The 21,176-nt window shown below is 49.9% G+C and carries 20 protein-coding genes and 1 pseudogene; 16 read left to right on the top strand and 5 right to left on the bottom strand.

What is annotated here, in order from left to right; translation table 11 throughout:
* The first annotated feature begins 194 nt into the window (after window positions 1-194).
* Genes COV46_04485 through COV46_04465 form a run of 5 tightly spaced genes read left to right on the top strand, consistent with a single transcriptional unit; the run spans window position 195 to window position 4,909 of the window.
* The gene (locus COV46_04485; protein PIR17421.1) at window positions 195-554 is read left to right on the top strand and encodes an NADPH-dependent 7-cyano-7-deazaguanine reductase QueF; all 360 of its coding nucleotides are present in this window, start codon (window positions 195-197) and stop codon (window positions 552-554) included.
* A gap of 53 nt (window positions 555-607) precedes the next feature.
* A complete protein-coding gene (locus COV46_04480) occupies window positions 608-1,915 on the top strand; it encodes a hypothetical protein (GenBank protein PIR17420.1) in 1,308 nt (435 codons plus the stop codon).
* Window positions 1,905-2,246, top strand: a complete 342-nt coding sequence (locus COV46_04475; protein ID PIR17419.1) for a hypothetical protein — start codon at window positions 1,905-1,907, stop codon at window positions 2,244-2,246. Before COV46_04480 ends, COV46_04475 begins: the two co-directional genes overlap by 11 nt.
* 6 nt (window positions 2,247-2,252) lie before the next feature.
* The gene (locus COV46_04470; GenBank protein PIR17418.1) at window positions 2,253-2,552 is read left to right on the top strand and encodes a hypothetical protein; all 300 of its coding nucleotides are present in this window, start codon (window positions 2,253-2,255) and stop codon (window positions 2,550-2,552) included.
* Window positions 2,552-4,909, top strand: a complete 2,358-nt coding sequence (locus COV46_04465) for a hypothetical protein (GenBank protein ID PIR17417.1) — start codon at window positions 2,552-2,554, stop codon at window positions 4,907-4,909. The genes COV46_04470 and COV46_04465 overlap by 1 nt, the downstream gene beginning before the upstream one ends.
* 3 nt (window positions 4,910-4,912) lie before the next feature.
* Here COV46_04465 and COV46_04460 read toward each other — a convergent pair whose 3' ends face one another.
* Together COV46_04460 and COV46_04455 are read right to left on the bottom strand one after the other, a co-directional pair.
* Window positions 4,913-6,289 carry a tyrosine phenol-lyase gene (locus COV46_04460; GenBank protein PIR17424.1) on the bottom strand — a complete coding sequence of 459 codons (1,377 nt, stop codon included), beginning with the start codon at window positions 6,287-6,289 and terminating at the stop codon, window positions 4,913-4,915.
* 41 nt (window positions 6,290-6,330) lie between these two features.
* Window positions 6,331-6,711, bottom strand: coding sequence for a reactive intermediate/imine deaminase (locus tag COV46_04455; protein PIR17416.1), 381 nt, complete (start codon window positions 6,709-6,711; stop codon window positions 6,331-6,333).
* Between the two features lie 130 nt (window positions 6,712-6,841).
* Between COV46_04455 and COV46_04450 the strand changes: the two genes are divergently transcribed.
* Both COV46_04450 and COV46_04445 read left to right on the top strand, forming a co-directional pair.
* Complete coding sequence (locus tag COV46_04450; GenBank protein PIR17415.1) at window positions 6,842-8,836, top strand: oligopeptide transporter, OPT family; 1,995 nt, start codon at window positions 6,842-6,844, stop codon at window positions 8,834-8,836.
* Window positions 8,837-8,936: 100 nt separating this feature from the next.
* Window positions 8,937-9,908: pseudogene (locus COV46_04445) on the top strand (radical SAM protein).
* Window positions 9,909-10,114: 206 nt separating this feature from the next.
* Here COV46_04445 and COV46_04440 read toward each other — a convergent pair.
* Window positions 10,115-10,498 carry a hypothetical protein gene (locus COV46_04440; GenBank protein ID PIR17414.1) on the bottom strand — a complete coding sequence of 128 codons (384 nt, stop codon included), beginning with the start codon at window positions 10,496-10,498 and terminating at the stop codon, window positions 10,115-10,117.
* A gap of 362 nt (window positions 10,499-10,860) precedes the next feature.
* Here COV46_04440 and COV46_04435 point away from each other — a divergent pair, with 362 nt between their 5' ends.
* From COV46_04435 to COV46_04395, 9 genes are all read left to right on the top strand, one after another.
* Window positions 10,861-11,595 (top strand): TlyA family rRNA (cytidine-2'-O)-methyltransferase, encoded by a 735-nt coding sequence (locus tag COV46_04435; protein PIR17413.1) that lies wholly within the window; start codon window positions 10,861-10,863, stop codon window positions 11,593-11,595.
* 1 nt (window position 11,596) lies between these two features.
* Entirely contained in the window at window positions 11,597-13,285 is a 1,689-nt protein-coding gene (locus tag COV46_04430) for a hypothetical protein (protein PIR17412.1), read from the top strand.
* A 137-nt stretch (window positions 13,286-13,422) separates the two neighbouring features.
* Complete coding sequence (locus tag COV46_04425; GenBank protein ID PIR17411.1) at window positions 13,423-14,007, top strand: hypothetical protein; 585 nt, start codon at window positions 13,423-13,425, stop codon at window positions 14,005-14,007.
* The gene (locus COV46_04420; protein PIR17410.1) at window positions 14,004-15,632 is read left to right on the top strand and encodes a peptide-binding protein; all 1,629 of its coding nucleotides are present in this window, start codon (window positions 14,004-14,006) and stop codon (window positions 15,630-15,632) included. The genes COV46_04425 and COV46_04420 overlap by 4 nt, the downstream gene beginning before the upstream one ends.
* Window positions 15,633-15,677: 45 nt before the next feature.
* Window positions 15,678-16,679 carry a diguanylate cyclase gene (locus tag COV46_04415; protein PIR17409.1) on the top strand — a complete coding sequence of 334 codons (1,002 nt, stop codon included), beginning with the start codon at window positions 15,678-15,680 and terminating at the stop codon, window positions 16,677-16,679.
* A 1-nt stretch (window position 16,680) separates the two neighbouring features.
* Window positions 16,681-17,517, top strand: a complete 837-nt coding sequence (locus tag COV46_04410; protein ID PIR17408.1) for a peptide ABC transporter permease — start codon at window positions 16,681-16,683, stop codon at window positions 17,515-17,517.
* The gene (locus COV46_04405) at window positions 17,514-18,299 is read left to right on the top strand and encodes a methionine ABC transporter ATP-binding protein (protein ID PIR17407.1); all 786 of its coding nucleotides are present in this window, start codon (window positions 17,514-17,516) and stop codon (window positions 18,297-18,299) included. The genes COV46_04410 and COV46_04405 overlap by 4 nt, the downstream gene beginning before the upstream one ends.
* Window positions 18,300-18,301: 2 nt before the next feature.
* On the top strand, window positions 18,302-19,237 hold the full coding sequence (locus tag COV46_04400; protein ID PIR17406.1) for a peptide ABC transporter ATP-binding protein: 936 nt from the start codon (window positions 18,302-18,304) through the stop codon (window positions 19,235-19,237).
* Entirely contained in the window at window positions 19,234-19,728 is a 495-nt protein-coding gene (locus COV46_04395; GenBank protein ID PIR17405.1) for a hypothetical protein, read from the top strand. Before COV46_04400 ends, COV46_04395 begins: the two co-directional genes overlap by 4 nt.
* Before the next feature lie 199 nt (window positions 19,729-19,927).
* On the opposite strand, the gene COV46_04390 is transcribed toward COV46_04395, so the two are convergent.
* Window positions 19,928-20,494, bottom strand: a complete 567-nt coding sequence (locus tag COV46_04390) for a hypothetical protein (protein PIR17404.1) — start codon at window positions 20,492-20,494, stop codon at window positions 19,928-19,930.
* 69 nt (window positions 20,495-20,563) lie between these two features.
* A complete protein-coding gene (locus COV46_04385; protein PIR17403.1) occupies window positions 20,564-21,175 on the bottom strand; it encodes a phosphoribosylglycinamide formyltransferase in 612 nt (203 codons plus the stop codon).
* Between the last annotated feature and the right edge of the window lies 1 nt (window position 21,176).

The raw sequence follows: 21,176 nt of genomic DNA, 5'->3' as shown, positions 1-21,176 counted from the left end.
TTTCTTCTTCAGTTTATAAACAGACGATTCACGTCTAATCGCTTCTTCCCGCCATCTTGTCCCGCAAATGACCCACTCAAATCCGCGAAGAGCCTCTCTTTATAAGGGGGATACGATGTCTGTTCCGTGTTCCAAAATAACTTTAAAAATGGCTTTACTAAGGCATCTCTACTGGTATAGCAAAGAGTCCGAATATGAACACAACACCCAATAAAATGATAGAAACGTTCCCGAACCCGGAGCCCGGCAGAAACTACGTTATTACATGTGAATGCCCTGAATTTACCTGCCTTTGTCCAAAGACCGGACAGCCCGATTTTGCCAATATCACGATAAAATATATCCCGGACAAGATATGTTTCGAACTTAAATCGCTTAAACTCTACTTATGGTCCTACAGAAACGAAGGGGCCTTTCATGAAGCGGCGACGAACAGGATTCTTTCGGATCTGGTTGGCGCAACCGCACCGCGCTGGATGGAGGTTGAGGCGAAGTTCTTTGTCCGCGGCGGTATCACGACCATTATCACAGCAGAACACGGGAAAAAATCGTGAAGCCCCTCACATTTATTGACTTATCGAAAATATAATGTTAATTGTTGTCCCTAATGGGGGATAAAAGAAACGTTGCACTCGTTGCGCTTTTAGTTCTTCTCGTCTATCCTATTCAAGCCTTTGCCGGATGGGACTTTAGCTACAGAAATCTTTCTCAGGTAAAAAAGGGCCGATTTGTCGGTTATGAGGCGCCGACAAACCAATATTTTAGCCTTGGCCTCTCAAAACTGCCGGTAGAATCCTCATTTCAAACTGATTTTAAAGTTTTTATAAATGACGAAAGGGATTCTTATCAGTTCGACCTCTATCAGGCGGTCCTGTACATCGAACCGGTTGAATCACTTAAGATAGAGGGGGGCAGGCAGTGGCTCTCCGAGGCCTTTGACGTTGCCCTTCTCGACGGCCTCAAGCTCTCGGTCACGCCTGATAGCGGATATCTTAACTTTTCGGTATATGCCGGCGGAAATCATTATTATGAAGAGGGAAATGTCACTCAAGGCGAGGAAGGTCTTCTCGTAGGGACCGCCGTTAATCTTCAAAACGTAAAAGACACCTCCGCAAGATTTGCCGCAAGATGGCGCAAGGCAGATGCCGTGGTAAGCGATTGGGGCTGGAACGATACGATATTTTTGGGGCTTGATGCCTCGCACAGGTTCAGCGATGCATGGGCAACGCCGAACCTCTACGGCAACATTGAAGGTGATGTCGCGGGAAAGGTCGTAGATACCGGGACCCTTGGTCTGCAACTATATCCGCACTGGCGGTTAGCGCTGGCGTTCGACGGCAACTACTACAACGTGAGCAGGAGCTCCGCATACGAGACGATCTTTGCGGACTATTTTACCGGAAGGATCATGGAAGGGAGCGCGAACGCAAGGGTCAAGATAATGAAGAACCTTCACATCTTTGAAGATCTTTCTTGTCTGAGATATACTCCAAGGAACCTTAATCCAAAGAATGGTTATCTCTTTGATCTCGGCGTCGACAACTATTTTGAGCGGGCAAAACTTTCAACCCTTGCGAAGTTCTATTATCTGAAGAGCTACGGCGGTCATGTCTATGGCGGATACCTGGCGCTGGATGCAAGATATCGCGAAAAATGGGCAGGGTATCTGGACTTTGACCTCTCTAATTATAAGAAGATAACCGGACAGAGCGACACGGCAACAAGTCTTGTGGGAGGGGTCGCCTACTGGTTCAATAAGATAAGCAAGCTTTCTCTGGGCGGAGAGTTGAACCACAACCAATGGTTCAACAGAGACGCAAGACTTACGGTGGACCTTGAGATAGGCCTGACGAGCAGCGACTACACCCCGAACAAAAGAAGCAAAAGGATAGACAGGCGGTTCCATGAGATATAAAAAAATAGTGTTGATATTCTTGGCGTCTTTTGTCTGCAGTGCGGCGTTTGCGCTCGATCCCGAAAAGAGCGCCGGCATGCCGGAATCTCACGATGCCGGCTGGGCCCAGATGCATCAGTCAACAGCCAAGATAGAATCGTCTTCTTGCAGGTCGTGTCACAAGCCGTGGTTCTGCATAGACTGTCACGAGAGAAGGGACAGCATCCAGCAGAGGGTGCACAAAAGAAATTACATGTTCTATCATTCGGTCGAGGCGCGGGCGAACCCCAGAAAGTGCGATCAGTGTCACAAGATCGTTTTCTGCAGGGATTGCCATTCAAATCCGCGCTAGGTCATTATGAAGATATTTATGTTCATAGCCCTTTTTGTAATGCTCGCCGGTTGCGGGAGTCAGGAAACCATTCAGGGCGAGGACTACGGCGACCTTGCCGGAACGGATGCAGGGCTACTCTTAACTCAGGCAGAGCACACGACGGGTTGGGGGAAATCCACCTGCTTTGACTGCCACAACCTAGATAATATCCACCAGAACGACCGCACCGGCACAGGTCTAAATCTTGCCGCGATAAGACATATGACGGAGACAGAAGGGCTTTCCAGCTGTGCCTCTTGTCACGGCACCAATGGGGTAGAGTGATGTTCAAAAGAATTATTTTAGCGATCTTTGTTCTGCAATTGGCGTTCTTTTGTGCATGTTCATCCGGGAGCGAGACTCCGGCAAACAACGTGACCGCGGCGATAACCGCCAGCACCGGTATCGACACGTTCACCTATCACTCACAAGCGGCCTACAAGGCAAATTTCAGTGCCGCCGGCCTGATACTTTCAGGCGCGACGAGCAGTACTGCAGATGGTAGCGCTATAACAGGATATGAATGGGAGCAGATATCGGGTCCGGCGGTTACGGTTGCAGGTGACGCCGTATCACAGACGTTCACGTTCGGCGCACCCGCAATGCCGGCGATTTTAAATGCATCAGATCAGTATCGCTGGCAGGCGCTGCCGGTATCACGCGATGATGCGGTATTGATATTTCGACTGACGGCGACAGACGCAAATAATAATTCCGGCATCACGACATTTACGGTCTATCTTTTTGATGCCGGCAACGAAATAAGGACCACCACCGGTCTTACAAATGTCGGTGTCGGTGAAAAGGTCTATCTTGCCGGCCCCTCACTCAAAGCCAACTCAAGCACGGCAAGCACAGCTGTTACCGACTGGACATGGACACTCACGCCTGCGGCAGGGTCTTCGGCGATATTTGAAGACACCGGAAATCTTAATTCGGCGCTTGAGATCCCCAATTTTACACCCGATATCGATGGTGTCTATACGATAGCTTACACATCAGTATCAGCCGCCACGAACGGCGCGATCACGGTCACTGCGAGCACATATGTCGGGGCGGGAACGATAGATGGAACAACACCTGACGAAAGCGTCGGCCAGTGCGGGGCCTGCCATAATGGGACGGAAGAACCCGACACCACGTCCGAATGGGAGGAGACCGGCCATTCCGTTATCTTCCAGAAGGCGACAGGCTCTTATAAGTCAAAGGCCCCGCAACCATATTGCTGGGAATGCCATACGGTGGGATATGACACGGCGGCGACGGCGGTTAACGGCGGTTTCGATGACCTTGTAACGGACGCCGGTTACAGTTTTCCTTCTACCGGGACCACATGGGATCAGTTCATAAGTGATAATCCGACACTTGCACCCTTAACTAATGTGCAGTGTGAAAATTGTCATGGCCCCGGCGCCGATCATAATGGTGACGCCTCGCGAATTGCCTTTAGCAAATGGGATTCAGGTATCTGCGGCAAATGCCATTCACAAGAGGCGGAATGGAAGGTTGCGGCACATAATGAAACGGGCATAAAGAACAACGCCGGTAGATATCGCCTGTCCTCGTGGCCCGGCGCCGGGTGTGCCCGTTGTCATACAACGGCCGGGTTTATTCAATATGTCGAAGGCGACACGGTCACCGCCCAGACATCTAACGATGTCGGTGTCAGCTGCCAGGCATGTCACGACCCACATTCCACGGCGGCCGATCCGATGACGGGGCTCCCTTCCGTAAGCGGCAACAACTCAACACAGTTGCGGCGCAAAGGTGTTGTTACAATGTTAGATGATGCAGGGACACAGGTAGATGCCGGCGAGGCGGCGGTCTGTTACACATGTCATGATGGCTATTATGTCAAGGGCGAGATAGACTGCGATTCCAACGGTGACGGTACAGCCGATGTGGCATGCGAAACGATAGATCAGCTTGCAACGCAGTATTTCCGCCAGATCCATCATAATCCGCAGTCCTTTGTGCTGGAAGGCCTTGGCGCCGTCACGCATTTCTCGAACAGTTCATACGATTTTACGCTCACAGAGAATTCATTCCATTCATCGAGCCTGTTCACGCTGGCGAACGGCTCCGGCGACGCATCAAAATCAAGCGAAAATAATAAATGTGTGACCTGTCACATGGGGACCGCCCCAACCGCAGAAGAGGCCGGATATAGGACGCTTGGCGGGCACACGTGGGCGATGTCTAGTGGCGGGAACGAGTTTACCGCCACATGTACGCCGTGTCATACAGGCTTGACCTCCCTTAACCGAACCGCGCGCGCCGATTATGATGGTAATGGAACTATTGGCGGCATCCAGGACGAGAACAAGGGGTTGCTACTTGCCCTTACCAATAAGATTAAATCCATAGACACAGTGAACGTCGCCGCGGGCACAACGCAGGCTGCCGACGGAACGATAACGGTCGCCGGTCTTACCTACGCCTCGCAGGCTAAACAGAACGCAAGCCCTATTGACGTGAGGAGGGCGGTCTTTGATCATAATTTGATAGCTAATGACGGGAGCGTAGGTATTCACAACGTCGCGTTCGCCGTTCAACTCCTGCAGAAGACATACACCGCCATATCTACAATGAACGGCGGCAATTCATTCGCCGTAGACCACCCAAACGCGGTATTAAGATAATTTTTAGAGAGGTTCGAACCTTGCCTGAAAGAAGCGAAGGTCTTCCGGCTCAAAGACCATTTTGAGGCCTTTAATATTCTTGCGGTTCTCGTAGAGCTTGATGACCGCGTCGGCAACCACGTCCATGTGCGAGTTCGTATAGACCCTTCGGGGGATGGTGAGCCTTACAAGCTCCAGTTTTGGATATTTGTGGTCACCGGTCTTTTTGTCGCGTCCGGAAGAAACAATGCCGCGCTCCATTGCGCGAACACCCGATCCAGTATAAAGTTCCGCCGCCAGAGCCTGTGCCGGGAACTGGTCCTGTTTTAAGTGGGGCAGGAATCTCTTGGCATCGAGGAATATTCCGTGGCCGCCGATGGGGACGACGATAGGGACTCCGGCGCGAAGCAGTTTATCTCCCAGGTATCTTACCTGCGAGATCCTCCACGCAATATGGTTATCATCTATAGATTCATGGATACCGCGCGAAACGGCTTCCATGTCACGTCCTGCCATGCCGCCGTATGTATGAAGCCCCTCAAAGATGACGCACATGCCGCTGGCCTTGGTATAGAAATCCTTATCGTTCATTGCAAGGAAGCCGCCGATATTAACGAGCGAGTCTTTCTTGGCGCTCATTGTGCAGGCGTCAAAACATGAGCAGATCTCGCGGACTATCTCTTTAATGGATTTGTTTTCATATCCCTTTTCACGATCTTTGATGAATTGCGCGTTTTCGATCGTGCGCGTATTATCAAGGACCATTTTTATCCCGTGCTTTGTGCAGAACGCGCGGACCTGTTTTAGGTTCTCGATAGACACCGGCTGGCCGCCCGCCATGTTAACGCAGGTCTGAACGCTGATGTAGGGGACCCTTTTTGCGCCCACCTGGCCCACCAGCTTTTCAAGTTTCCCAAGGTCGATGTTTCCCTTGAACGGATGATCAACGTCTGGTTCGTGCGCCTCATCTACGATGACATCGACAAAGGTCCCGCCGGCCATCTCCTGATGCAGGCGCGTGGTCGTGAAATACATGTTGCCGGGGATATAGTCGCCGGACTTGATGAGGCATTTGCTCAAGATATGTTCGGCGCCGCGGCCCTGATGTGTGGGGACCACGTGCTTGAAACCGTAAACGTCCTGAATGGTCTTTTCTAAGTTGTAGAAGTTCCTGCTTCCGGCATAGGCCTCGTCGCCCAACATCATTCCTGCCCACTGGTTATCGCTCATGGCCGAGGTGCCGGAATCGGTCAAAAGGTCTATCCAGACATCCTCGCTTTTTAAAAGGAAGGTGTTGTAACCGGCCTCTTTTATCGCCTTTGAACGATATTCTCTGGTCGTCATCTTGATGGGTTCGACCATTTTGATCTTAAAAGGCTCTGCCATCGGTGTGTTATTCATCATATCCCGTTCTCCTTTTCTGTATGTTCAATAAATATGCTTTAGATTTCTGCTATCGCTTCGATCTCGACCCGGACATCTTTGGGGAGCCTTGCCGCCTGGATGCAGGCGCGCGCAGGTTTGTGTTCGCCGAATTCTTTCGCATAGACCTCGTTCATCTTGGCAAAATCGTTCATATCCGCAAGAAAAACGCCCGTTTTCACGACATTCGAAAGGGTCAGACCCTGGGACGCCAGAACGGCCTTCAGATTTGAAAGCGCTAAGGTGGTTTGAGCGGCCACATCGCCTTCAAATAGCTTTAGCTCGTTCGTTGTCGGGTCGATGGGTATCTGACCGGAGCAGAAAATAAGATTTCCCGTCTTTATCGCCTGCGAATAAGGACCTACGGCCTTGGGGGCTTTTTCTGTATTTATCGGTTTCATGGAATGGATGATTAGCCCCGCAATAACGTACTTGTCAAATCTTTTAAAAAAGGATAGCAAGTTTGTTGGCAGGTTGGCAGGTTTTAACCTGGGGATTTGCTAACCTGTAAACTTGATAACGGGGGTTAGTATGGCTGAAGAACATGTTGGGTTGCCCGAGAATGCGCGGCGCGAGTTGAAGCCGGGCGAAAAATATGTGCCGATGATCAAAAGCGGCGACGATGTTGCGGAAGTAACGTTCAGATCGGTGTTCTTGGGCATCATAATGTGCATTATCTTTTCTGCGGCCATTGCATATCTGACGCTTAAGATAGGAACGGGGCTCGAGGCGGCGATACCTATCGCGATACTTTCTGTAGGCATTTCTTACATGTTCAAACGCCGGAACACGTTGCTCGAGAACGTGATGATAATAGCCATCGGCTCAACCTCAGGCATAATAACCGGCGGCGCGGTCTTTGTTCTGCCGGCCCTATATGTCATGGGGCTCGACCAATATACAAATACATTTCAGCTGTTTCTGATCCCTTTCTTGGGTTCTGTCCTTGGCGTGATGCTATTGATACCTCTTCGCAGATATTTTGTGGCCGACATGCATGGTAAGTTCCCGTTCCCCGAAGCGACCGCCACGGCAGAGATACTCGTGGCCGGCAGAAAAGGCGGACGCGACGCGCTTGTTCTGGTCTATACAATGTTGATCGGTGGAGTTTATGACCTTTTCTGTGTATCGCTCAGGGCATGGCGCGAGACATTTTCGACCGACATAATAGGTTCTTGCTCTATACTTACGAACAAGTTCAAGGTTGTATTTTCGAATAGCACAGGGGCTGCGATAACCGCAATGGGCTACATTATAGGTATCAGATATACTTTAATGATGGCGACCGGCGGTATCCTTTCGTCGTTCGTGCTGGTCCCCATGATAGCCTATTTCGGCGATCTTGGCGGCGGGACCACCTTTGCCGCAATGAGCGCCGGTGACATATATTCCAAATACGCAAGGATGATAGGTATCGGTTCAATATTCATGGCGGGGATACTGGCCATCATCAAGTTCATCCCCATCATATACAAGTCGACGGTTGAGGGCCTGGGCGATGTTATAAGATCAAGGTCCAAGCATGGCGGTGAACGCGTAGCTGAAAGGACCGAGCGCGACATTCCCATGACGCTTGTCCTTTTCCTGACCATAGTAGACCTTATTGTCATATGGTGCTATTTCAGATATTCGGTCCTGACCGGGCAATCCAACCCGTTCGTTCTTGCTTCTATAGGCCTTGTTTCCACGTTCCTCTTAACCTTCCTCTTCAACAGCGTCTCGGCCTACGCGATAGCGACGATAAGTACGACGCCCATTTCGGGCATGACAATGCTTACTCTTCTTATTACCATCATTGTAATGGCAAAGGCCGGGGTGACGGGCAAAGAGGGGATGGTGGCGGCGTTGCTTGTAGGAGGCGTTGTCTGCACGGCGCTTTCGATGTCGGGTTCTTTAATAACGCAACTTAAAATATCATATTGGTTCGGCGCGACACCTAAGAAGGTTCAGATCGCGAACATATTTGGCTCGGTAATCGCCGCCGCGGTCACGGCATCTATCATGGTCCTTCTCGCAAAGGTCTATGGATACGCCCCGTCTCCGGAACATCCGCATCCTCTGCCGGCACCTCAGGCCAACGCAATGGCGGCCGTTATCGGAAGCTTTATGTCTACAGGCGCACCGTGGTTCCTATATGCGGTGGGCGCGGTGATAGCCGTATTAATGGAAATGCTTGGGGTTGCCCCCTTGGCGGTCGGCCTCGGTCTCTATCTGCCGCTTGAGATCAACTTTCCGCTTTTGGTTGGAGCAACGGTCTCATGGCTTGTTGGAAAGACGGCAAAGAAGGACGAAGTATTAGAGGCAAGATATACTGAGAGGGGAACTCTTGTCTCGTCCGGTCTTGTTGCCGGCGGCGCCTTAATAGGCGTTGTGACAGCGCTTATCAGATGGATAGAGCAGGAGAAGAACTTGCATATCCTGCCCGACCTTGCCAACGACGGATATTGGGGAAACTGGCTGGGACTTGGGATGGTCATGCTCCTTTGTTACTATATGTTCTGGGATGCCAGAAGAGTTAAAAAATAACAATGTCATAAGGCCAGCAAGGCTTCAAGCCAGCAATGCAAGCAAGGTTAAAAACTTCCCCATTGCTAGCCTTGCTGGCCTTGCTAGATTTGCTGGCTATATGCTCATTTCTTCAGATCAGTTACGAGAAAGGGTTGGTTTGGCCTACACGGCGCTTCGTTCTTGTAAATTATGCCCTAGAAATTGTGGGGTCGATCGCATTCAGGGGAAAACGGGCGTTTGCCACACGGGGAAGACGGCAAAGGTCGCAAGTCACAACGTCCATGCCGGCGAAGAGCCGCCGATATCAGGGACAAGGGGGAGCGGGACGATATTTTTCGGATCATGCAACCTTAAATGCAAATTCTGTCAGAACTATCCCATAAGCTGGTTAGGCAACGGGAGCGATGCGGGGCCGTTGGTGCTTGCGGAGATGATGTTATCTCTTTCGGCGCGCGGCTGTCACAATATCAATATAGTTACCGGTTCACATGTAGTACCACAATTTCTGGCGGGGTTTTATCTTGCAAAGCTAAACAGGAGATCGGTTCTCTACTCCCCTGCTGTGCGGCAGGGTCGCTCGAGCAGCATAGTTTTCGAGCGAAGCGAAGCGGAGTCGAGAAGCGGGCACATGAATCTCCCCATCGTCTGGAATTCGAACGGATACGACGGCATGGAGTCGTTGCGGCTACTTGACGGTGTGGTCGATATTTACATGCCGGACATTAAATATTCGTCTAATGATATTGCCGAACACTATTCATCTGCCGCAAATTATTGGGATGTCGTCCGCTTGTCCGTTAAAGAAATGTATCGTCAGGTGGGCGGTCTTAAGCTCGACGAAAACGGAATCGCCAAACAAGGGCTTATTATCAGGCACTTAATTCTACCCGGCAAGCTTTCAGGGACAGAAGAGGTGCTTAAGTTCATATCCGAAGAAATATCACCAAAGACCCACATTAGTTTCATGAGCCAATATTTCCCGGCCCACAAGGCGGCAGAAGATCCCGTCATAAATCGCCGCCTGACAACGGAAGAATATGAAACTGCGTGCTCGCTTCTTGAACGCTACGGCCTTGAGAACGGCTGGATTCCCGCTTTCGCGGGGATGACATATTTGTTCTTCGTGTTCACTTTTCTTTCCATAATACCTTCAGGGCACTTCTATAAACTACTCACGCTGTCATTGCGAGCCCCGAAGGGGCGCGGCAATCCCCCATAAACACTTGATTTATGGAGATTGCTTCGTCGCTGGACGCTCCTCGCAATGACATAACAATGGGTTTATAGAGGTGCCCTTCAATATCTGGCGAGCACCCTTTCCATAAGTTCTTCCGATGTTATGCCATCTTGTGGATAGGAGATGATCTCCACTTGGAACCCTTCCTCTTTCTTCTTATCAAGCGCGTCCATAAAGGGTTCAGTGTTCCTAAGATCGCTGTCAAGTACGGCTATCACTAATCTGGAGCCATATTTGAAGACGACCGCCTTTTCGCCAAATACATCTTTAAGCCCTGATTCGATACGGCTGAGCTCTGCGGAATGGGCCTTTTTATCGCTCTCCGGTGAAAGAGGCTTGGCTACGACCAGATAAAAATGACCGTGCACCATCTTCACCCTGTTTATCTGCTGGGAAATGATGTCCAGATAGACCATTTCAATCCTGAACACCGGAAGGGCCATAAATCAAGTGTTTGCTTAGAGATTGCCGCGCCCCTTCGGGGCTCGCAATGACAGAACAAACAGGTTTTTAGAGGCGCCCCGTATTAATAGATGTTCCAAATCCCTAAATTTCGTCCGTAATTCACTGATGTTCAAAAGTGCCTGCATATGCGAGACCATATGTGATGATTTTATGTGATCAACGGAGAGTGAAAAGGAAAGACGCGTCAAAGCTATATCATCCCAACTCTCGCTATTCCCAATTTAACCGGGCAGTAGCGGTTTCAGTTAAGTAAACGCTGTTTCGGGCGGTTGTGGTACAAGAATCTTGGCGTTGATACTTTCATTAAAACCTGCCTATATTTGAACCGGGGTCAGAGTTCATGAAAAAGATCAGAATAGACAAGCTCCTCTTCGAAAAAGGCCTTATTCGGTCGCGCGAGAAGGCCCAGAGCCTTATTATGGCCGGATGTGTCCTTGTGAACGAGGTCCCTGTCACAAAATCGGGACAGTTTGTAAATGAAGAGGCCGTTATCAGGATCACAGGCCAGGACCATCCCTATGTCGGGCGCGGAGGAGTGAAGCTTGCTCATGCTCTAAAAGAGTTCAAGATAGATGTTAAAGACAGGGTCTGCGTGGATGTCGGGGCATCTACAGGAGGATTCACCGACTGCCTACTTCAGAACGGTGCGGCAAAGGTCTATGCCATCGATGTCGGTTATAACCAGCTCGATTGGAAATTAAGAAATGATCCGCGCGTGGTGGTGATGGAGAAGACGAATATAAGGAAAGTTGAACAAGTTGGCAGGTTGAACAAGTTGGGAGTGGCCGTGATCGACGTTTCCTTCGTCTCGCTCGAAAAGGTCCTGCCGCATGTTGATAGATTGCTCCAAAACGACGGTGACATCATCGCTCTCATAAAGCCGCAGTTTGAGGCGGGCAAAGGCAAGGTGGGAAAAGGTGGAATAGTCAGGGATGAAAAGGTGAGAGAGGAGTGTGTAAATAAGGTCATGGAGGCCGCAGACGGTTTAAAGTGGGTGAAAAATGGTTTGACAAGATCCCCCATAACCGGCGCCGATGGGAACGTGGAATTTCTTGCCTGGTGGGTGAAGAGGTGATATGTACGCAAGTATGAGAAATGTTAGGGGAAATCAGGCGCAGAAGGCCGGAAAAATTCTATCATACTTCTTGCTTCTTGCTTCCTGCTTCCTGCTTCTTTTCTCCTGCGCCCACGGAGGCAAGCGATACGCTGTTAAGGTGACCGACGGTATCCACAAAGAGACCCTCGACGAAAAAGAGTCCGCAGAAGTTTATATGCACTTCTTGAACGCGGAGGAGTTGGCCCTAAAAGGCCAATATGACGCGGCCAGAAAAGAGATGGAGCTCGTCATAAATAAGTATCCGGATTACGGTTATCTCTACTATGAGATAGCAATAGATGCGGCGGACCAAAAGCATCTTGAGGCCGCCGTTGTGGCCACTGAAAAGGCGCTTGAACTCTCTCCAAAACTGGTTCAGGCACGACTCCTGCTCGCAAAGCTCTATTCTATCCAGGAACAACATGCAGAGGCGGTAGACGTTTTAGAGAGAATTATAAGAGATTATCCTCTGGAGGCGGAGGCCTACACGCAGCTCTCCAGAGAGTATATTGCCATGAAGAGGTATAATGAGTCGGCGGTTACCATGCAAAGGCTTGCAAAGGCCGACCCTGAGTCAACGGTCCCTTATTTTTATTTAGGCCTCATCTATGGGACCTTTTTGAAACAGTACGATAAGGCGATAGCCAATTATCAGAAGGTCCTTGAGTCGGAACCGGACAACCTCCAGATCCAGTCCGCCATTGCCCAGATCTATCTTGATAAAAAGGATACAAAGAAGGCACTTAAGAAGCTACTTGAGATAGAAGAGATCGATCCGGAGGACATATCTATCCAGCTGAAGATCGCGCTTGTATATTATGAACTGGGCGATTTCAAAAAAGCGGCCGCAAAGTTCGAAAGCGTTCTTGAGGCGAACCCCGAATCGGACAAGATAAGATATTACCTAGGCGTTATCTATGCCGAGTCCGGGGACACCGATAAAGCAATAGAACACTTCAATATGGTCCCGGTGAAATCAAACTTCTACAAGGACGCCCGAATAAATATGGCCCAGTACCATGTTTTGCACAAGAACCATGCGGAGGCGGTGCGGGCCATAGAGTCTGCAATCAAGGAAAGGAAGGACGAGCCCGATCTTTATCTTTACATGGCGGCGCTTCTTGAGCCCGACCAGAAGATGAAAAAGACAATTGATGTTCTGAAGGAGGGGGTGTCTGAGCTTCCGGATAATGAAAAGCTGGCCTTTGCCTTGGCCGTCTCATACGACAAGGCGGAGGATATTGATAACGCGGTTGAGACGATGCTAAAGGTGATCGAGATAAATCCAAAGAACGCCAACGCGCTTAATTATGTCGGCTATACTTATGTTGAGACGGGAGAGAATCTGGAAGAGGCCGAGAACATGTTGCAGGACGCCGCCTCGCTAAAGCCGAACGACGGCTATATTCTAGACAGCCTTGGATGGCTTTACTTCAAGAAGGGCGATCTTACCAAGGCCCACGAGATACTTACACAGGCGGCAAGGCTTCTCCCGAAAGAGTTCACGGTGCTCGAGCATCTTGGTGACGTTGACAAGGCCAGGAACGATAATAGACAGGCGCTTGTTGTCTATAAAAGGATATTGAACATATTGAACGGCAAGAAGGACGCAAGGCCTGAAGATGTTGAAAGGATAAAGGCGAAGATCTGCGAGGTGGGAGGGTGCTGAGAAGAGGAAGAAAGAAGCAGGAGGCAGGAAGCAGGATTAAATCTTTCCGGTTTTCAGCTTTCGGCCTCTTATTTCTGATTCTATGCTTTCTGTTACTCTCCGCCTGCGCCAAACGCGAACCTAAAACGGCGATAACTATGTCATCCGATCTAAGGTCATTTCATGCCCTTGCCTATGTCGTTGCCGAAAAGGGCGATATTAAATGGGCGAGTAACGTCACCATCTCCATCCGTTCGCCCGATAGCTTAAGGATAGACGCCCTCGAAAGACTTTCCGACGTTGTGGCCACTATAAATGCTAAGGGGCCGGACGGGTATCTAGAGTTGCCGCTTACGGGCAAGAAGGTCCCTTTTAACGAAGGAAACATTATTCTTCCGCTTGTCGGAAATGTCAGCCTGGACCCGATGACGTTCTCTAATCTTCTTATCGGTCGGCCTTATCTGGAAAAGGGCGGCGCGCAGGTTTCAAAGGAGTTCCACTCAAGCGGAGGCTCATATTTTTTGAGAGGACCGGTAGATGAAATGGAGGTCGAGACCGATACGGCGAACCCGCTGGTCTATACAAGGTTCACCGGCCCTGATAAGAAGAGGGTGATGCTCGAGGCCGACTTCGACGATTTTGTGAAGATAGGCAACAAAAGATTTCCAAGGCACGTGGTCATAAGGTTCGAAAACCCCAAACTTTTGATGGAGATAAAGTATAAAGAGATAAAAGCGGAATGAATCTTTTAGAGCGAAACAAACTCGGTTCTCGACTTCGCCCCGTTTTGAGCGGCCTTGCCCGAACAGTATTGTTCGCTTTGATCTTAATCTTATCCTGCACTTTTAAGGTGGCCAAGGACCCCGGCGTCCTTATCATGCAGATCAATTCCGAACCCGGGATCTTGAACCCCATACTTGCGACCGATTCCAACGCCTATCAGGTGCTAGGATATATCTATGAAACGCTTTTGGACCTCGATAATGAAACGCTTGAATACAAGCCTCTCCTTGCGGAGAGCTGGGAGGTTTCAGAGGACCATCATACCTACACGTTTAATCTAAGAAAGGACGTCAAGTGGCAGGATGGCTACCCGTTCACGGCGGACGATATTATCTACTCGTACAGCGTGATAATGGACCCAAAAGTGGATGCCGCGGTATACAGGGCAGGGCTTGGTGACATTGAAAATGTAGAAAAACTCTCTGACCATTCGGTCAAGTTCGTATATAAAAAACCATATTTCAGGGGGCTCCTTGTCTGCGGCGGGATATCAATAGTCCCAAAACATATCTTTGACGACGGGACCGATTTTAACAAACATCCCGCCAATCGTAATCCGATCGGAACGGGCCCCTACATTTTTAAAGAATGGAAGACCAAACGAAAGATAGTTCTGGAGAGCAACGGGTCCTACTGGAAGAAGCCGCCGGAGCTCAAAGGCCTTGTCTTTCAGATAATAGAGGATTCGACCGTCCCGTTACAGCAACTCAAAAAAGGCGAGATAGATATGGCAGAGCTTCGTGCCATTCAGTGGGAGCGCTCTACAGGCTCCAGGGCCTTTAACGCTCGATTTAATAAGGTCAAATATTACCTCCCGCAATATTCGTATATCGGCTGGAACATCAAAAAACCCTTTTTTAGCGATGCCCGCGTAAGGCGTGCCATGTCGATGATGATAGATAAGCAGAAGATCCTCGAAAAACTATCCTTCGGCCTTGGCATTGTCGTTGAGGGGCCTCAATATTATTTCAGCGATTCTTATGGTCACAATATAAAACCCGACCCTTTTGATCCCAAGGCCGCTGCCAAGCTTTTGGACGAGGCCGGCTGGATCGATCACGACGGCGATGGTATTCGCGACAAGGACGGCATCCCCTTCAAGTTCGATTACTGTTATGTGGCCTCTTCTGTTTCTGCGTCGAGGATCGGGACAATGCTTAGAGAAGATCTCTCAAAGACAGGCATCGTTATGAACATGAAGGGGCTCGAGTTCAACGCCCTGATAAAGGTGATAGACGAACGCTCATTTGACGCGATAACGCTTGCGTGGTCGGTCCCCTTTGAGAACGACCCTTATCAGCTGTGGCATTCGTCGCAGATAGAGGACGGCTCCAATTATGTAGGGTTTTCCAATAAAGAGGCCGATGAGGTGATAGAGGCGATACGCGTGGAGTTCGACAAAGAGAAGCGGGATGAACTTTACAAGAGGCTGCAGATGATCCTCCATATTGAGCAACCTTACACTTTTCTGTTCAATCCGGCGACACTTCTTGCCTATTCAAAACGTTTCACAAATGTTAAATTATATAAGGTTGGGGTTGATATAAGGGAGTGGGGAATAGATACCACGGTGGTAAGTGAGTAACCCGTGGAGAAGCAAGAAGCAGGAGGCTAGAAGGGTGTTGGAAGAATGCTGAGCTATATTGCCAAAAGACTGCTTTTGATCGTCCCGACCTTCATCGGGATCACCATAATCACGTTCGCCATCATTCAGCTGGCGCCCGGTGATCCGGTATCTCTAAAGATGCAGACGGGCGGCCCCGGACTTAAGACCGAGGCGTTCGCAAAAACGGTCATCGCCGAGACCAAAAAGCTCTATGGCCTGGATAAGCCGCTTCATGTTCAGTACGGCCTGTGGATGAAAAGGATGTTCACGCTCGATTTTGGCGATTCCTTCAAGGACCACAGGCCGGTGATGGACAAGATAGTCGAGACACTTCCGATAACGCTTACGCTGAACATTATCTCGATATTCATCATATACATAATATCCATACCTTTGGGTATATTCTCGGCGCTTCATCCCAAAAGTCTCATGGATAAACTTACAACATTTTCTTTGTTCGTTCTTTATTCGCTCCCCTCTTTCTGGGTGGCGACGCTTTTGATAGTCTTTTTGGGGGGCGGTGATTATTTCAACTGGTTCCCGATAGTAGGTTTTATGTCAGATGGTGCAGAGTCGCTTCCATGGTACGGACTTGTCGGCAACATAGCCTGGCACCTTGTCCTGCCGGTCACGTGTCTTGTCTACGGCGGGCTTGCTTTTCTTTCGCGATTTTCAAGGGCGTCTATTTTAGAGGTGATAAGGCAGGATTATATAAGAACAGCGCGTGCGAAGGGACTTTCTGAACTGACGGTCATCGGGAAACATGCGCTTCGTAATGCCATGATACCGCTTTTGACCCTTATGAGCACGCTGCTTCCGGCGCTCCTGGGCGGAAGCGTTATAATAGAACAGATATTCTCTATCCCAGGAATGGGGAGGCTCTCTTTTGAGTCGGTGCTTGCTCGCGACTATCCGACCATAATGGCGATAGCGGCGATAGATGCATCACTGACGCTGATAAGTATATTGATAGCGGATATCATGTATGTGGTCGTAGATCCGAGGATCAGTTTCGAAGGTAAATGATATGTCATATTGGGCAATGGTCTGGCATCAATTGAAGAGGAACAAGCTGGCCCTGACGGGTCTTGCTGTTATTGTCCTTCTTTTTATCGTCGCCATCTTTGCCCCCATGATCGCTCCGTACAATCCGAACGCCTACGACCTTGATTCGGTGCTCAAAGCCCCGAGCCTTGCGCATCTCTTCGGTACCGATGATCAGGGCCGCGACGTATTTTCAAGGATAGTCTTCGGCGCCAGAATTTCTCTCTCCGTGGGATTTGTTGCGGTTTCCATCTATATTACCATAGGCATAATCCTTGGGGCGATAGCCGGGTATTACGGCGGCTGGATAGATATCGCACTTTCGCGTCTTATCGAGGTCGTCATCTGTTTCCCCACGTTCTTCCTCATACTTGCTATTCTGGCGTTCGTGGGACCCAGCATCTACAATATAATGATCGTGATAGGTCTTACCGGCTGGACCGGAGTTGCAAGGCTTATCAGGGGAGAGTTCTTAAGGCTCAAATCGGTCGATTTTGTCTCGGCGGCAAAGGCGAGCGGTGCAAGCGATTTCAGGATAATCTTCAGGCATCTCCTCCCAAACTCACTTGCACCGGTGCTCGTGAGCGCATCATTCGGTGTTGCGGCGGCGATACTTGTGGAATCGTCTTTGAGCTTTTTAGGTTTCGGAGTACCGCCTTACGTATCCAGCTGGGGCGGGATACTTTCTGAATCAAGGGAATATATGGATGTGGCCTGGTGGCTTACGATAACGCCGGGCCTTGCGATATTTTTGACCATAACCGCCTATAACCTCTTGGGTGAAGGCCTTAGAGATGCGATAGATCCGAGGATGAGATGACGTTACTTGATATAAAGAACTTACGCACTTATTTCGATACCGAGGCCGGTCTTGTCAAGGCGGTGGATGGCGTGGATCTTTCCCTGGAGAGGGGCGAAATTGTTGCGGTGGTCGGCGGAAGCGGGAGCGGTAAGACGATACTTGCCCTTTCCATATTAAAACTCGTCCCCGAGCCCGGGAAGATCGTTTCCGGCGAGATATCGTACAACGGTATCGATCTTGTAAAGCTTCCCGCAAGCGAGCTTAGAAAGGTCAGGGGTGGTAAGATCTCGATGATATTTCAGGAGCCGATGACCGCGCTTAATCCCGTCTTTACAATAGAGAACCAGATATCGGAGGCGATATTGACCCACGACAAGACCTTTGACAACAGAGCGGCGCCCGGAAGGACGGCCGAACTTTTATCTATGGTAGGCATTCCTGATCCCGTGAAGAAGATGAAGGCCTATCCTAACGAACTTTCCGGAGGGATGCGCCAGCGCGTGATGATAGCGATGGCGCTTGCCTCAAAACCTGATATTCTTATTGCAGATGAACCGACGACAGCGCTCGACGTGACCATTCAGGCTCAGATATTGGAGCTCATAGCTTCCCTTCAGGTAAAGTTGGGGATGGCGGTGATATTCATTACGCACGATTTTGGAATAGTGGCGCAGGTCGCCCACAGGGTCTATGTGATGCACGACGGCCGCGTGGTCGAATCGGGAAAAGTGGGGGATGTTTTCGAGAGACCCAAGGATGACTATACAAAGAAATTACTGGCTACGGTGCCGGTTCTTTAACAATGCTACTTGAACTTAAGAACATAGTTAAGAGGTTTCCCGTTAAAAGAGGTTTTTTTGGCGGCGGAAGGGATTTTGTCCATGCGCTTAGTGACGTTTCGCTCTTCATTAAAGAGGGCGAGACTCTGGGCCTTGTGGGAGAGTCCGGTTGCGGGAAATCGACGCTCGGCAGGATAGCGGTCGGGCTTTACAAACCGGATTCGGGAACGGTAGTCTTCGGCGGTTCTTCAAAAGAACGTCAGATCGTTTTTCAGGACCCGTACTCATCGCTAAATCCGCGCATGTGCGTAGGCAATATCGTAACAGAGCCGCTCATCATCAATAAGTTGATCAAAAAGAACGAGCGTTTTAAAAAGGCCGGCGAACTTCTAAAAGAAGCGGGCCTTAACGAAGAATTCGCCCAAAGATATCCGCATGAATTCTCCGGCGGTCAGCGCCAGAGGATTTGCATTGCCCGCGCGATCTCCACAAGGCCAAGGCTCATAGTTGCCGACGAGCCCGTCTCTTCGCTTGATGTTGCCGTGCAGGCGGATATTCTGGAACTTTTGAAGGACCTGCAGGCACGGTACAAAATGGCCTATCTTTTCATTTCGCACGACCTCCGGGTAATTTCCAAATTATGCTCAAGGGTCGCCGTTATGTATCTTGGAAAGATAGTTGAATTAATGGACGCCAAATTCATAAAGGAACCGCTTCACCCTTACACCGAAGCGCTTCTCTCGGCTGTTCCTCTTCCGGACCCAAAGATCAAGAAGAAGAGGATAATCCTTGAGGGTGACGTGCCATCGCCTATCGATCTTCCAAAAGGGTGTGCATTCAACCCAAGATGCCGCTACAAGGAAGATGTTTGCATGAAAGACGCGCCTGTGTTAGAATCCAAGGCAGATAAGAGGCAGGCCGCCTGCTATTTCACGCAAAAAGTGAGGAATATATTATGAGGAGAGCTGTCATTCTTTTAGTGTCATTGGCGTTCATATTTACCGCTTCGAGCGCCTTGGCAAGGAAGAAGAGCTACATGAAGGTCGCCGGCGGAACGAGCGTTCCGTCCTTAGGACTGGGGTTGGATGCGGACTATAGCTCTGAGACGGACAATATCATCCCGGGATTCAAGATACTTTCGGTAGCCATAGTCAACAATTCCATAAACATCATGCAACTCGACAGCCGTTACGATGAATGGCAGCTTGTCGATATAAGGGGAAAGAAGCATGACCCCATCATCGACCTTCGTACGGTCAGCCCAGATACCTATCTGGCCATTCCCGAAAAGCTCCGGCAGGAACTCGAATATCCCATGATGATACAGGTGGGCGAAACAAAGATAGTGGACCTTCTCTTCAAGGACTCTGTGAAACTGGATGGTTTCAGGGCCCTTAAATTCTTCGCAAGTTCTATGGGCGCCGGTTTTGAGATATTCCCTCAGGAGTGATCGAAAAAATTTCCCTGATAGGTGTCGAGGCGTTCGATCTCTTTGTGAACGGCGTTCATCATCCCCATTTTGTTGATCGACCATAGGGGGGCCAGGGTCAATGAGCGCGGACGGTGGCCGCCCGCGCGGTGCCGGAACTATATCTATCCAATGGTCGGGTCATCCTGAGGGCGTGAGCCCGAAGGATGACAGACAGTTATCAAAAATGAATGGCTGCATATCCGTTCATTGTGAACGGGAAAATTGCGGTGCCGTTATTGTTGCCGGTGGTGCTTGTTATGAGGCCGATGCTCCTGAACTGGGCGTTGGCGCCTACCGACCATTTTTCGGTGAAATAATAATCGAGCCCAAGGCCTGCATCGGCGCCGAAGCCGGCCGCAGGCGCGTTACCGCTCTTAGAAGCCTTGCTTAACATGTAAAAGCCGACACCCCCCATGATGTAAGGGTCCCAGTGCGATTCGCTGGAAAGGACATAATATTTGATATCAACAGAAGGCAGGCCAAAGAACAAGAAATCGTCCACGCCATTCGAGATACCCTGACCGTTCTGTGTTGTGACCATGAACGTGAACTGTGTGGAGATCTGAGGGCTCCATCTGTAGTCAAAGAATACATGGCCGCCGATACCGGGTTGAAGCTCAGGGGCAGCATCGACTACGTAGATGCTGCCTGTTGGCCCCGCTCCGACAGAAAAATTCTCGGCTCTGGTGGATGCGGAAGCTGTGACAACGATCAGGACAGTTACAAGCGCTAAGAGTTTGTTCATGGCTTATCTCCTCTAAAAAAGTGGATCAAAGGTTGCTCAAAGGCGGTTCAAGCGTTGTATATAACAGAATCACTCACTTATCAACACTCTTCGGCCCTGGATCTTTAATTTTTTATCGGCAAAAAGCTCTATGGCCTTTGGGTAGAGCTTGTGTTCTTCCTTTAGAATGCGAGCTGAAAGAGTTTCTTCTGTGTCGTTGTTCTCGACGGGCACCGCCGCCTGAAGGATTATTGGACCGGCGTCTACCCCATCATCCACGAAGTGAACCGTGCATCCGGCGATCTTGACACCGTGGTTAAGCGCCTGCTTTTGCCCGTGAAGTCCCGGGAAACTCGGAAGAAGGGCGGGGTGGATGTTCAGGATCTTACCGCCGAAGGTCTTGATGAAGGCAGGTGATAAAATCTTCATGAAGCCGGCGAGGCAGATAAGCTCAGCACCGGAATCTTTTATCGTCTTGATGATCGCATTTTCGAACACGTTTTTTGTGGGGTAGGCCTTCCCTTCATGAACGACCGACGTAATGCCATGTTTTTCGCAGCGTGTCATCGCAAACGCGTCCGGTCTATTGCTTATAACTACCCTGATTTCGGCGTTTAGCGAACCGTTCTGTGAGGCGTCGATTATCGCCTGAAGGTTCGAGCCTGAACCGGAAACAAGGACAGCTATCGGTAATTTTGCCATA

Source organism: Deltaproteobacteria bacterium CG11_big_fil_rev_8_21_14_0_20_49_13 (genome assembly GCA_002796305.1).
Taxonomy (GTDB): Bacteria; UBA10199; UBA10199.
The sequence above is the reverse complement of the archived record's forward strand: the minus strand, read 5'-3'. Positions and strand labels throughout refer to the sequence as shown.